We start from the raw sequence: 12,582 nt of genomic DNA on the forward strand, positions 1-12,582 counted from the left end.
GTTTACCGCAGGCGCGGCCGCTCACTCCCCGCGACGCAACAGCCCGGTCTCGAACACCACTTCCCCGTCCAGGTTGCGCGCGGCCAGGTTGCCGCCGTGCGCGCGGGCGAACTCATGGGCAATGAACAACCCCAGGCCCAGCCCGCGGCTGTCATGGAAGCTGGCCTTGAACGGTTCGAACAGGCGCGGCAGCAGCGCCTCGGGAATCTGCCCCGCATTGCGCACCTGAAGCCGCAGGGAATCGCCGGGGAGCCCGCGCACCAGCACCTGCACCGGCGCGTTACCACCGTGCAGGACCGCGTTGCCGACCAGGTTGGAGAGCAGCTGGGCCAGCCGGTCCGGATCGCCCTGCAGGCAGGTCTCGCCCTCCACCTGCAGCTCGATGCGCGCCTGCGGGTAAGCACGGCCCATCTCGCTGACCACCGCCGCTGCTACTTCAGCCAGGTCACAGTCCACCTGCTGGATCCGCAACCCGCCGCTGCGGATGCGCGAGAAGTCCAGCAGCTGTTCCACCATCCGCGCCATGCGCACGGCGCTGTTTTCCAGGTGCACCAGGGTCTGCTGCACCGACGGGTCCGCAGGCAGGTCCAGCGCCAGCTTGTCCGCACACAACAGGATTGCCGACAGCGGCGTGCGCAGGTCGTGCGTGAGCACCGCCATCATCGTTTCGTTGAGCTTGAGCGCGTGCTCCAGCGCCTGGTTGCGCGCCTTCAGCAGCTGCTTCTGCTGGTAGAGCTCGATGAACACATTGACCTTGCTCATGATCACCTGCGGCTCGATCGGCTTGTGCAGGAAATCCACCGCACCGCTTTCGTAGCCCTTGAACGCGCGCACCGGGTCGTTCGGCGAGGCGGTCAGGAAGATGATCGGCACGTCGCGGCTGCGCTGCGAACCGCGCATCAGCTCGGCCAGCGAGAAGCCGTCGATCTCCGGCATGTGCACGTCCAGCAGCGCCAGCGCCACCTCGTGCTCGAGCAGCAGTTCCAGCGCTTCAGCGCCCGACGCCGCACACAGGATGTCCAGCCCGTCGCGGCGCAGCAGCGCTTCCATCGCCACCAGGTTCTGCGGCACGTCGTCGACGATCAGCAGGTTCACCCGTTCGGTGGAGGCCGAGGTGGTGGGCGCAATCAGGTTCATCGTGCAAGGCCTTTCATACGCGAACAAAGGGAAACAAGGGTCAATACCGCATCGGCGCCGGCGTGGGCCAGCGCCGCTGCCGGCATGATCGGGGAGAAGGCATCGTCCGGGCTCTGGATCCAGGCCTGGCCACCGGCCTCGCGCACCCGCGCCACGCCGGCGCTGCCATCGTTGCTGGCGCCGGTGAGCAGGATCGCCAGCACGCCGCTGCCGAACACCTCGGCCGCGCTTTCGAACAGCGGGTCGATCGCCGGCCGCGAGAACAGCACTGGCGGGTCGATCGACAACGCCACGCTGTCACGACCTTCGACCAGCAGATGGTAGTCCGGCGGCGCGAAGGTGACCGTGCCCGGCTCCAGCGGCTGCTTGTCTTCGGCCTCGCGCACCGGCAGCGCGCAGCCGCCGTCGAGCAGGCTGGCGATGCCGCTGGGGCGGTCGCGCGGCAGGTGCAGGACTACCAGCACCGGCATCGGCAACCCAGCCGGCAATGCGGCCAGCAGCTGCTGCAGCGCGCTCACGCCGCCGGCGGAAGCACCCACCACGATCAGTTCGATTCCGGAATGCGCGGACGCTGCGTTCATCAGGCCAGCTTCCGGTACAGGCGCTGCTCGCGCGCGCAGGCTTCGAATGCATCGGCATGGGCGCCGAACTGCAGCGACTCCTTGCTGCCCAGGCCGAGGAAGCCGCGGTGCACCAGCGCCTCGTGGAACAGGCCGATGGCGCGATCCTGCAGGGCGCGCTGGAAATAGATCAGCACGTTGCGGCACGACACCAGGTGGACCTCGGAGAACACCGTGTCGGTGGCCAGGCTGTGGTCGGCGAACACGATGTTGCGCTTGAGCCTGCGGTCGAACACCACGTTGCCGTAACCGCTGCTGTAGTAGTCCGACAACGAACTACTCCCGCCAGCCGCCAGGTAGTTGCGGCTGAACTGGGCCAGGCGCTCGATCGGGAAGGCGCCCGCTTCAGCCGCTTGCAGCGCTTCGGGGTTGATGTCGGTGGCATAGATGATGGCGCGGTCGAGCAGGCCTTCCTCGTGCAGCAGGATCGCCAGCGACCACACCTCTTCGCCGGTGCTGCAGCCGGCGATCCACAGCTTGATCGACGGGTACGTCCGCAGCACCGGGATGGCGTGTTCGCGCAGCATGCGGAAGTACGCCGGGTCGCGGAACATCTCCGACACCTGCACGGTGAAGTACTGCATGGCCAGCGCGAAGGTTTCCGGCTCGTGCAGCAGCCGGTGCTGCAGGGCGCCCATGCTGTCGCACTCGAACCGCGCCATCGCATGGCGCATGCGCCGCCGCAGCGAGGCCAGCGCGTAGTCGCGGAAATCGTAGTGGTAGCGCTGGTACACCGCCTCCAGCAGCAGGCGCAGCTCCAGGTCGAACAGCTCGGCCTCGTTCATCGGCGCGAGCACCACACGCGGCACAGCGAGACCAGCTTGTCCACGTCGATCGGCTTGGCGATGTAGTCGTTGGCGCCGGCCTGCAGGCAGTGCTCGCGGTCGTCGGGCATGGCCTTGGCGGTCAGCGCGATGATCGGCAGGTCACGCCAGCGGTTGTCGCTGCGGATCTCGCGCATCGCGGTCAGCCCGTCCATCTCCGGCATCATGATGTCCATCAGCACCAGGTCGATGTCCGGGCCCAGCCGATCCAGCGCCTCGCGGCCGTTACGGGCAATCTCCAGCTTCACCCCCAGCGGTTCGAGCACGCTGGACAGGGCAAAGATGTTGCGCACGTCGTCCTCGGCCAGCAGCACGGTGCGCCCGTCCAGCACCGCATCGCGGCGGCGTGCTTCGCGCAGCAGGCGCTGCTGGTCGCTCGGCAGCGACGCTTCCACGCTGTGCAGGAACAGGGTGACCTCATCCAGCAGGCGCTCGGGCGAGCGCGCGCCCTTGATGATGATGCTCTTGGAATAGCGGCGCAGGCGCTGCTCTTCGTCGCGGGTCAGCGCACGCCCGGTGTAGACGATCACCGGCGGGAAGCCCAGCGCTTCGTTGCCGGCCATGTGTTCGAGCAGGTCGTAGCCGGTGCCGTCGGGCAGCGCCAGGTCGGTCACCATGCAGTCGAAGGTGGAATTGGCCAGCTCGGCGATCGCCTCGGCCAGGGTGCCGACCGCGGTGATCTCCAGCTGGTCGCGCCCCAGCAGCAGCTGCAGGTTGGAGCGCAGCGCGCTGTCGTCCTCGACGATCAGCAGGCGGCGCACGTCACGCTCGCTGGTGGCTTCCAGCTGCTGGATCGCCTCGACCAGGCGCTCGCGCGTGGCCGGCTTGATCACGTAGCCGATCGCGCCCAGCTCCAGTGCCACCTGCGAACGTTCCAGGCCGGACACCACGTGCACCGGAATGTGGCGCGTGGCCGGGTCGCGCTTCAGACGTTCCAGCACGCTCAGCCCGGACACATCGGGCAGGCCGATGTCGAGCAGGATGCCGTTCGGCCGCAGCTCCGACGCCAGCGCCAGCGCTTCCTCCGCGCTCTGCGCGACCACGCAGTCGAAGTCCAGCTCATGCGCCATCCCCACCAATGCCTCGGCGAAGGTGACGTCGTCCTCGACCACCAGGATCATCCGCCCTGCCCGGCTGCGGCGACCGCGGTCGTCGGCAACGCGCGGCGCCTGCGCGGCCGGTGCGTCGTGGGACGAGCCGAACAGCGGCGCCGGCACCGACGGCTTTGCCACCGTTGCCGGGCGCACGTCCGGCGCGCTGGCCAGTGGCGCGGCGCTGGCGCTGGCCGCCAGCGGCAGCTCCAGGGTGAAGCAGCTGCCACGGCCGGGTTCGCTGGTCACGGCGATATCGCCGCCCATCCGCGAAGCGAGGTCGCGCGAGATCGACAGTCCCAGCCCGGTGCCGCCATAGCGGCGACGCGTACTGCCATCGGCCTGGCGGAAGGCCTCGAAGATCACCTCGGTCTGGGCCTGGGCAATGCCGATGCCGGTATCGCTCACCGCGAACTGGATGCGTCCGTTGCCGCTGCCGCGCACCACCAGCGAGACGCTGCCGTGCTCGGTGAACTTGACCGCATTGGCCAGCAGGTTCTTCAGTATCTGCTGCAGGCGCTGCCCGTCGGCCACCAGCTGCGTGGGCGCATCGGGCTCGGCGCGGATGTCCAGCGCCAGCCCCTTCTGCGCCGCCAGCGGTTCGAAGGTCTCCTTCAACCGCTGCAGCACGCTGGACACCGCCAGGTTCTCTTCGGCCAGCTCGACATGGCCGGCCTCGATCCGCGACAGGTCCAGGATGTCGTTGATCAGCGCCAGCAGGTCGTTATTGGACGAGTGGATGGCCTGCGCGTACTTGACCTGTTCGGCGGTGAGCGTGCCGTCCTTGTTGTCGGCCAGCAGCTTGGCCAGGATCAGCGCGCTGTTGAGCGGCGTGCGCAGCTCATGCGACATGTTGGCCAGGAATTCGGATTTGTAGCGAGAGCTCGCTTCGAGCTCGCGGCTGTTCTGCACCAGCTGGCCCTGCGCCACCAGCAGCGCCTGCTGCCGCGCTTCCAGCTCGTGGGTGCGCTCTTCCAGCTGGACGTTGGTCTGTTCCAGCTCGGCCTGCTGCTGTTCCAGGTTGGCCTGCGAATGCAGCAGGCTGCGGCTCTGCTCTTCCAGTTCCTCGTTGGCCACCCGCAGCTCTTCCTGCTGGGTCTGCAGTTCTTCGCTCTGGCGCTGGGTTTCTTCCAGCAGCTCTACCAGCTGCGCGCGCAGCAGCGCCGTGCGCAGCGCCATGCCGACCGGTTCGGCGCACACGCGCAGCAGGTCCAGCTCCAGCGAACGTGCCGGGGAGACCCCGGCACGCCCCAGTTCGACCATGCCCACGACCACGCCGTCGGCGGTGATCGGTCCCAGCAGCCGCTGGTGCACGCGGGCGCGGCCCAGCGCGGTCTCGATCTCCAGCGAACTTTCGTCTTCTTCCAACCGGCGCGGCTGGCCCTCCCGCAGCACCTCGCCCCACTGTCCCGCCTTCACCGGCAGCGACTCGGGAAGCCCGGTCGGCAGCGCCGCCCCGCCCACCAGCACCAGGCGCTCGCCGTGCAGGCGGTACAGCGCGCCCACGTCCGCATTCAGGCGGGCGCACAACGAGCGCATGGCCGCATCGGCCAGCGTGCGCGGCTCCGGATCGCCACGCAGGCTGACGGTCACATCGTTCTCGCCTTCCTGCAGCCACAGCGCGTCGGCGGCGGTGCGGCGGGCCTGGATCGCCTTGACCACGGTCAGCGCCATCAGCACGAACGCCACGCCGCCAATACTGCGGTTGACGAAGGAGAACGACGAATTGTTACTGGCCGGCGCAAGGTTGTAGCCCACTACCAGCAACACGCAGGAGCCCAGCGCCACCAGCACCGGCGCTTCCAGCCGACGCTGGAACAGGGTGATCGCCACCGCCATGAAATAGGTCAGCCACACCGCATACCCCAGCGGCACCACCAGTTCCAGGCCGATGGTCAGGCCCATCAGGCCGGCGGACGCCAGCCAGATCCAGCGGTCGCGAGCAGTCGGCGCAGCATTCATCCAGGCGGTTCCAACGCAAAAAAGGGGTTCGATGGTAACCGAACAGTGAATGCGTGCGTTATCCGCCAGTTGGCGACGTATCCAGCCACGTTCTTGACACTATCTTCACACCATCACTCCTAGGGTTCAGCCCCTTACAGGGGGAGTAGAGCCGTCGCCGTGGTCCAGGCAATCACCGACATCGCACCACATGCTGATGATCGCCTGCAGTTGCAGTTGTTGATCGATCACGTCTCCGACCATGCCATCTACATGCTCGACGCGCAGGGCTGCATCCGCAGCTGGAACCGCGGCTGCGAGCGGGTCAAGGGCTACACCGCCGAGGAAGCACTGGGCCAGCATGTCGGCCTGTTCTACGGCAGCGACGACCGCGGCCGCGACGTGCCCCGGCAGACCCTCGCCCAGGCCGAAGCCCAGGGCCGGTTCGTCGGCGAAGGCTGGCGCGTGCGCCGCAGCGGCGAGCGCTTCCGCGCCAGCGAGGTGATCGAAGCCGTTCGTCAGGACGGCGCCCTGCTCGGCTTCGTCAAGGTCACCCAGGACATCACCGAGCGCTACCAGGCCCAGCGCCTCCTGCAGGACGCACAGCGCGCACGCGAGCAGCTCCAGCAGTTCGAAGGCGTGGGTCGCCTCACCCGTGGCCTGGCGCACGAGTTCAACAACCTGCTGACCACCATCGGCACCGCGCTGGACCTGATTGCCCTGGGACCGGCGGCCGACGCGCGGACCCGTGAATTGGCCGAGCTGGCCCAGGCCGCCGCCGATCGTGGCTCGCTGCTGACCCGCCAGTTGCTGGCCTTCTCCGCCGACCAGACCCTGATCCGCGAGCCGTTGCAGGTTGCCCGCCTGCTCGAGGACGAGCTGCACTCGCTGCAGCGTGCCTGCCCCGCCAACATTCTGCTGCGTACGGAAGTGCCTTTCGACCTACCTCGGATCAGCACCGATGGCGTACAGTTGCATACCGCCGTGCTGAACCTGCTGCTGAACAGCTGCGAGGCGATGCCATCGGGCGGGACCATCACGCTCAGCGCCCAGGTCGAAGAACGCCTCGCCCCGGACCTGGCCACGCCAACCCAGCGCCGTTATGTGGCCATCACCGTCACCGACGCCGGCAGTGGCATGCCACCCGACGTGGCCGAGCGCGCCAGCGAGCCGTTCTTCACCACCAAGGAAGTGGGCAAGGGCAGCGGACTGGGCCTCAGCCAGGTGTTCGGCTTCGTGTCCCAGTGCGACGGCTTCGTCGATGTCCAGACCGCCCCCGGACGCGGCACCACGGTTCGTTTGTTGTTACCTGCCCTTGAGGAACCCACACATGTCTGATCCCCTCCGCGTGTTGATGGTCGAAGACCAGGCCGAGCTGCGCGAGATGATCGGCACGGCCCTGCGCGACTTCGGCATCGATGTCCACACTGCCAACGACGGCCCGGATGCATTGAGGGTGATTGATGAAACCGGCGATTTCCATGTCGTGTTCAGTGACATCAACATGCCCAACAACATGACCGGGCTGGAATTGAGCGAGCACGTGGCCGAACTGCTGCCCCATGCGCGGATGATCCTGTCTTCCGGGTACGCACGCTCCCAGCTTCCCAACCTGCCGGACAACGTGACCTTCATACCGAAGCCGTACCGTCTCCGTCAGCTCGTGGACCTGCTGCGCGGTACCACAACGGCGAGCTGACCCGCACGGGCAAGCCGTCTGCACGGGCGTGAACGCTTCATCCCTGAACGGAACACTTCACACCGGCTCTGCAACGGCGGCAGGATAGTACCTGTGTATTCCGTATGACAGGACGCACCGGATGCTCGACCGCAGCCAGGATCTTGAACGTGTCGCGCTGATCGAAGCGCTCAATGTGATGGATCCAGCCTTGGGCCGTTCGCTGGACCCGATCACCGAGCTGGCAGCGTTCACCTTCGGCACGCCGATCGCGCTGATATCGATCGTGGATGCCGACACCCAGCAGTTCATTTCGCGGGTCGGGCTGGCGCTGGAACGTACCGACCGCCACCATTCGATCTGCTCCTGCGCGCTGCAGTCCGCCGGCATCCTGCAGATCAGCGACCTGCGCAACGACCCGCGCTTCCGTGACAACCCGATTGTTTCAGGCCCCGAGCGCATGCGCTTCTATGCGGGGGCGCCGCTGGTGACCCGCAACGGCATCGCACTGGGCACGTTGTGCCTGATGGACCGCGAACCGAGGCTGCTGTCCAGCGACGAGCAGCGCCAGATGCAGACCCTGGCGCGGATCGTGATGAACCAGATGGAGCTGACCATGTCGGTGGGGCGCCGCGAGCCGATCAGCGGCCTGCCCAACCGCCAGCAGTTCCAGGCCGACCTCAGCGTGCTCAGCCGCCGCGATGGCGCCGCCCACTATACCGGCGTGCTGCTGGATGTATTCGACCTGCAGAGCGCCAACGATGCGGGCCAGGCACTGGGCCTGAAGCCTGTTGAATCCCTGCTTCGGCAAGCCGCGTTGCGCGTGCAGGAGGTCCTGCGCGACGACGTGCAGATCTACCACGTCGCCTCGACCCGGTTTGCCTTCGTACTGCGCGACCACGCGCGCGACCAGGCCGAGACCTTGATGGGTCGGCTGCGCGAGCGCATGCGGCGCCCCCTGATGGTCGGCAGCATTCCGATGTCACCGCAGTTCCACGCCGGCCTGTGCGACTTCCATGCCGACCCCGATGAGGCCAGCGACCTGCTGCGCAAGTGCATGGTGGCGCTGAACCACGCGCTGCACACCGACGCGTGCCTGTGCTGGTACTCGGCCGACCGCGATGCACACCTGCGCCGTCGCTACCGGCTGGCATCGGACGCGGCCCGCGGCTTGGCGCAGGACCAGTTCAGCCTGGTCTACCAGCCACGTTACGATCTGGACAGCGGCGAGCCGGTGTCGGCCGAAGCGCTGCTGCGCTGGACCCACCCGATGCTGGGGCCGGTCACCCCGGGCGAGTTCATTCCCGTTCTGGAATGCACCGCGCTGATGCCCGCGCTGAGCCAATGGGTCATCGAACACGCCTTCGCCCAAGCGGCGCGCTGGCAGCAGGCGCTGCCGGACTTCGCGCTGTCGCTCAACCTGTCCCCGCGCGACTTCGACAACGAGCACCTGTGGACCGGCATGGCCGAGCGGCTGCGCATGCACGGCTTGGTACCGACGCAGATCGAAGTGGAAATCACCGAGGGCCAATGGCTGCACAGCCACCCGGCCGCCCTGCCGCAACTGCGTGCGATGGCAGCCGCCGGGGTGCGCGTGGCCATCGATGATTTCGGCAGCGGCTACAGCAACTTCGGCTACCTGAGCGAAGTACCGATCAGCCACATCAAGGTCGACCAGAGCCTGGTCACCGGGCTGGCGCGCTCGCGCACCGCGCGCTTGAAAGTGGAGGCGATCATCCGGCTGGCGCACCAACTGGGCTATCGCACGGTCGCCGAAGGCGTCGAGCATGAGGCGGAACTGTCGCTGCTGCGCCTGTGGAACTGCGACGAGGCGCAGGGTTACTACCTGGCGCGCCCGATGAGCGCGGAGGCGGTGACCCAGCTGGTTCTGGCGCACCGCGCCGGGCCACCGGACGATGTGGAAGGCGCGTAGTCCCCTGCCAGATCCGTGACCGCCGACCCGCCGCGGCAGCGATGCCACTGCTAGGATGATGGCGCTGCGAACACCCTGCTCAAGGCGACGTTCGCGCGACCATGCCTGGCTGGAGTGCCGCATTGAATCGACTGACCCTCTTCTGTCTTTCCGCCGTACTGATGACGGCCTGCAATCGTTCGGAGCCTGCCATGAGCCGCGATCTGTCGACCGCTGAAGCCGATGTCGCCGCCGGCGGCCGTGGGCTGGCCGCCCTCAACCCCGCACCGGTGAAGGCGTATCAAGTCACCCTGCGCATCCACGGTGCCCCGGGCACCTTCCAGCACGTCCGTGGAAGTGCCCAGTACGACGTCATCAATGAAGAACAGTGCGGGCATATCGAACCGGCCACCGGAACGCCCTCGCGCATCACCAGCCAGGAGCCGCTGGAGCTGACCCGGATCTCCGACGAAGAGTACCAGGGCACCCTCTACCTGGACCGGATGCAGGACCAGGACTACTACGGGCGCGGCCTCTGCCGCTGGGAATTCACTGGGGCCAGCGCCCTGCTCAAGGCCACCGGCGCGCACGAAGAGACGCGCTTCCTGACGTTCATGGATGCGCCGGAGCTGGTAGCCGGGAAGACGTATACGCGGTATTACCCTCAGCACGATTATCCCCGCGCAGGACCCGTCAAGGGACGTCCGGAGCTGCCTTGGCGAGATGACTACCCCTCCCGAGGCCGAGAGGATCTGAACGAGTTCGTTCCGGAGCTTCAAGATGCCCTTTTCTCAATAAGCATGACGGCGGTTGAGATCAAGTCGTGACCATAACCAGTCAAGACTATGCAGCGCTGGCTGACGACGCCTATCAGGATCGAGCGGTAGGCCGGAGGGAGCCCGGCCAAGAGGAGAAGGTTTACCTCAACGGCCAGCAGTACAAGGTGCTCGAGCACGTTGATGATCGTCGAACCGGCTACCAGGGAACGGTGTATCAACGGGTCAATACACAAGAGATCATCGTTTCGCACCGGGGTACAGAGGAGCTCATCAAGGATGGCGCTGTCACCGACGCCAGCATGGTTCTGGCACGAAGCAATCCTCAGACATTGCAAGCATTGGCTCTTTCGGGCCGTGCCGTAGCAGATGCGGAACGACTGGGAATTGAAACGGGCCGAGCACCTGAGGTCACTGTCACAGGCCATTCGCTGGGCGGTTCACTCGCGCAGATCACCGCCCACCATTACGGGCTGAAGGGCGAAACCTTCAACGCCTATGGCGCGGTCAGCCTCTCCGGGAGCCGCATTCCGCAAGGCGGGCACAGCGTGATCAATCACGTGATGGCCGCCGATGCAGTCAGCGCGGCCTCGCCGCATTTTGGCGAAGTGCGGGTGTATGCCAGGCAGCACGAGATCGACACGTTGTCCCAGGCGCACTACAGCAACAGCGCGCTCAACGTCCTGATCCCGGATTACCCCATCACCGCCGCAGCCGCGTCTGTGGATTCCCACAAGATGGGCCAGTTCATCGGCGATGAATCCGTCCTGCTGATGGGCGGCGCCCAGCAGCTGGCCGCCGCCAACGCAAGGATGATCCAGGAGTACCGCAGCGATATCGACGGCCTGCGCACGGGCGCTACCGTCATCTCGCGCGGCGTTCCCGGCGGCGTGATCGATGCCTACGACAAACTGCGGGGCCCGCTTGAGCCGGGCGAACCAGCCCGTCGCCATACCGGCCAGGGCAACCCTGACCGCGAAGACGCGCGCATGGATCAACCGGGCCACAGCGGCCACTCGCTGTTCAAGGACGCCCAGCGCGGCGTGCACGCGCAGGACGCCCGGGTGGGCCGGACCCCGGACCACGCCAGCGACCAGCTGGCCGGCAGCCTGGCCACCCGGATGCATGCCGCCGGCGGCAATCGCATAGATGCCGTCCTGATGAGCGAAGACGCAGCACGTACGTTCGCGGTGCAGGGCCGGGTCGACGACCCTGCCCACCTGCGCGTCGCTGTCGAGACGGTCCCGGCGATGAACACGCCACTGGACCAGAGCAGTCGTGCGTTGCAGGCAGCTGCCGAAGCCCGGCAGGCCGAGCAGCAGGACCGACAACTCACCCAGGTCCAGTGCCCGGCACGCAGCATGATGGTCTGACAGATCCGGTAGGCCGGTCTCGTCGTAAAATGGTGTCACACCTGCCAAACGATGGTTTCCCATGGCCGATCTGACGCCCCTGCCCCGGCTTACACCCGGCCTGTATCGCCACTTCAAAGGCGGCAACTACCAGGTGCTGGATGTTGTCCGGCACAGTGAAACGCTTGAACCCATGGTGCTGTACCGCCCCTTGGATGAGGATCTGGGGATGTGGGTACGGCCGTACGAGATGTTCTGCGCCCAGGTCGAAGCTGACGGGCTTCTGCGCCCGCGTTTTGCCCTGGTTACCGCTGATTGAGCGCCATCGGCGCTCATTTGGTTTTCAGCGCCAGCTCCAGAAGCGTCGTCTGCATGATGTCGGACACCGCATCCGCGGTGGGGTCGCCCTGCAGCGCGGCCCGGGCGATGGTGTTCTGTCGCGACTGCATGACCGCGATGTAGGCATCGTACGCCTGCATGCGCGTGGACCACTGCTGCGCCATCAAGCTGAGTTGGGTAGACAACCTCTCTGTATCGCTCTGGGTCGCCTGCACGCCGCCACTGGTGTTGTTGCTCTCCACCCGGGCCTGGAAGATGTCCTGCATTGCAGATTCGGCATCACTGATCGTGCGCTCCAAGAACGTCACGGTTTCGTTGAACTTGCGGTTCTGCATCATCTGGATGTTCACGCAGATCTGCCGCTGCTGGGCTTCCCTTTCCTCCCTTTGTTCCCGTCGCGCGAATCGCAAGGCCGGCACTGACCGCTGCATCTCAAGACCTGCGGCACGCCTGCCGCAGGCTTCCACGACCAGATAGTCTGGCGGGACAGCCTCCAGTGCCGCCCCCGCGGGCAGGCCAATACTGAAGCGCAGCGGGTCGAAGATCGCGCGCACATCGTTGATCTGTGCCTGCACTTCCTTCCAGCGCTCTGCTTCCTTGGCGTACTGGATGGTGTCGTCCAGCCAGGCGCGGAGATCGCCGATGATCGCGGTGATGTCGATGACCGGGGCGCCGGCATTGGCGGTGGGTGCTGCAAGTAGTGCGGCGATCAGCAGGCGGGCTGCGATGCGCCCTCCGCGCGAGGAGGTGGAAAGCTTTCCGCCTGTTTCCTTCAGGGATTGCATTGCGCGCTCCAGATCCGTCGTGGTTGGGAGGACACCATGTGCTGCGCGCGGTTTGGTGGGAATTTGATTGTTTGACTCGAAACCGGTGTTTTGGTTGATGGGTGCTACTGGCGCTTGCGGATGATTT

Annotated in this window: 11 protein-coding genes; 6 read left to right on the forward strand and 5 right to left on the reverse strand. The window is 66.5% G+C overall.

Annotation, left to right across the window (positions count from 1 at the left end; all coding sequences use genetic code 11):
- Positions 1-21 precede the first annotated feature (21 nt).
- The 4 genes from RWO33_RS04735 to RWO33_RS04750 are packed head-to-tail and all read right to left on the reverse strand — an operon-like array spanning position 22 to position 5,634.
- Entirely contained in the window at positions 22-1,137 is a 1,116-nt protein-coding gene (locus tag RWO33_RS04735) for a hybrid sensor histidine kinase/response regulator (RefSeq protein ID WP_314102618.1), read from the reverse strand.
- Positions 1,134-1,718 carry a chemotaxis protein CheB gene (locus RWO33_RS04740; protein WP_314102620.1) on the reverse strand — a complete coding sequence of 195 codons (585 nt, stop codon included), beginning with the start codon at positions 1,716-1,718 and terminating at the stop codon, positions 1,134-1,136. The genes RWO33_RS04735 and RWO33_RS04740 overlap by 4 nt, the downstream gene beginning before the upstream one ends.
- A complete protein-coding gene (locus RWO33_RS04745; RefSeq protein WP_314102622.1) occupies positions 1,718-2,566 on the reverse strand; it encodes a CheR family methyltransferase in 849 nt (282 codons plus the stop codon). Before RWO33_RS04745 ends, RWO33_RS04740 begins: the two co-directional genes overlap by 1 nt.
- Entirely contained in the window at positions 2,539-5,634 is a 3,096-nt protein-coding gene (locus tag RWO33_RS04750; protein WP_314102624.1) for a response regulator, read from the reverse strand. Before RWO33_RS04750 ends, RWO33_RS04745 begins: the two co-directional genes overlap by 28 nt.
- Before the next feature lie 159 nt (positions 5,635-5,793).
- On the opposite strand from RWO33_RS04750, the gene RWO33_RS04755 reads away from it, so the two are divergent.
- The 6 genes from RWO33_RS04755 (at position 5,794) to RWO33_RS04780 (ending at position 11,650) form a co-directional block, all read left to right on the forward strand.
- On the forward strand, positions 5,794-6,951 hold the full coding sequence (locus RWO33_RS04755) for an ATP-binding protein (protein ID WP_314102626.1): 1,158 nt from the start codon (positions 5,794-5,796) through the stop codon (positions 6,949-6,951).
- On the forward strand, positions 6,944-7,312 hold the full coding sequence (locus RWO33_RS04760) for a response regulator (protein ID WP_145481732.1): 369 nt from the start codon (positions 6,944-6,946) through the stop codon (positions 7,310-7,312). The genes RWO33_RS04755 and RWO33_RS04760 overlap by 8 nt, the downstream gene beginning before the upstream one ends.
- Before the next feature lie 121 nt (positions 7,313-7,433).
- Positions 7,434-9,224, forward strand: a complete 1,791-nt coding sequence (locus RWO33_RS04765) for a sensor domain-containing phosphodiesterase (protein ID WP_314102629.1) — start codon at positions 7,434-7,436, stop codon at positions 9,222-9,224.
- 191 nt (positions 9,225-9,415) lie between these two features.
- Positions 9,416-10,030 (forward strand): hypothetical protein, encoded by a 615-nt coding sequence (locus RWO33_RS04770; RefSeq protein ID WP_314102631.1) that lies wholly within the window; start codon positions 9,416-9,418, stop codon positions 10,028-10,030.
- Complete coding sequence (locus RWO33_RS04775) at positions 10,027-11,352, forward strand: XVIPCD domain-containing protein (protein ID WP_314102633.1); 1,326 nt, start codon at positions 10,027-10,029, stop codon at positions 11,350-11,352. Before RWO33_RS04770 ends, RWO33_RS04775 begins: the two co-directional genes overlap by 4 nt.
- Positions 11,353-11,413: 61 nt before the next feature.
- Complete coding sequence (locus RWO33_RS04780; protein WP_314102635.1) at positions 11,414-11,650, forward strand: DUF1653 domain-containing protein; 237 nt, start codon at positions 11,414-11,416, stop codon at positions 11,648-11,650.
- Between the two features lie 13 nt (positions 11,651-11,663).
- Here RWO33_RS04780 and RWO33_RS04785 read toward each other — a convergent pair whose 3' ends face one another.
- Positions 11,664-12,455: a hypothetical protein gene (locus tag RWO33_RS04785; RefSeq protein WP_314102637.1), complete on the reverse strand. Its 792-nt coding sequence runs from the start codon at positions 12,453-12,455 to the stop codon at positions 11,664-11,666.
- Positions 12,456-12,582: the final 127 nt, after the last annotated feature.

Origin of the sequence: uncultured Stenotrophomonas sp. (assembly GCF_963519925.1) — a bacterium.
Lineage (GTDB): Bacteria > Pseudomonadota > Gammaproteobacteria > Xanthomonadales > Xanthomonadaceae > Stenotrophomonas > Stenotrophomonas maltophilia_AE.

What these genes read in the sequence shown, in the direction of transcription:
- RWO33_RS04735 (WP_314102618.1), bottom strand. Translation starts at nt 1,137, where the DNA reads ATGAACCTGATTGCGCCCACCACCTCGGCCTCCACCGAACGGGTGAAC.
- RWO33_RS04740 (WP_314102620.1), bottom strand. Translation starts at nt 1,718, where the DNA reads ATGAACGCAGCGTCCGCGCATTCCGGAATCGAACTGATCGTGGTGGGT.
- RWO33_RS04750 (WP_314102624.1), bottom strand. Translation starts at nt 5,634, where the DNA reads ATGAATGCTGCGCCGACTGCTCGCGACCGCTGGATCTGGCTGGCGTCC.
- RWO33_RS04760 (WP_145481732.1), top strand. Translation starts at nt 6,944, where the DNA reads ATGTCTGATCCCCTCCGCGTGTTGATGGTCGAAGACCAGGCCGAGCTG.
- RWO33_RS04765 (WP_314102629.1), top strand. Translation starts at nt 7,434, where the DNA reads ATGCTCGACCGCAGCCAGGATCTTGAACGTGTCGCGCTGATCGAAGCG.
- RWO33_RS04770 (WP_314102631.1), top strand. Translation starts at nt 9,416, where the DNA reads ATGAGCCGCGATCTGTCGACCGCTGAAGCCGATGTCGCCGCCGGCGGC.
- RWO33_RS04780 (WP_314102635.1), top strand. Translation starts at nt 11,414, where the DNA reads ATGGCCGATCTGACGCCCCTGCCCCGGCTTACACCCGGCCTGTATCGC.
- RWO33_RS04785 (WP_314102637.1), bottom strand. Translation starts at nt 12,455, where the DNA reads ATGCAATCCCTGAAGGAAACAGGCGGAAAGCTTTCCACCTCCTCGCGC.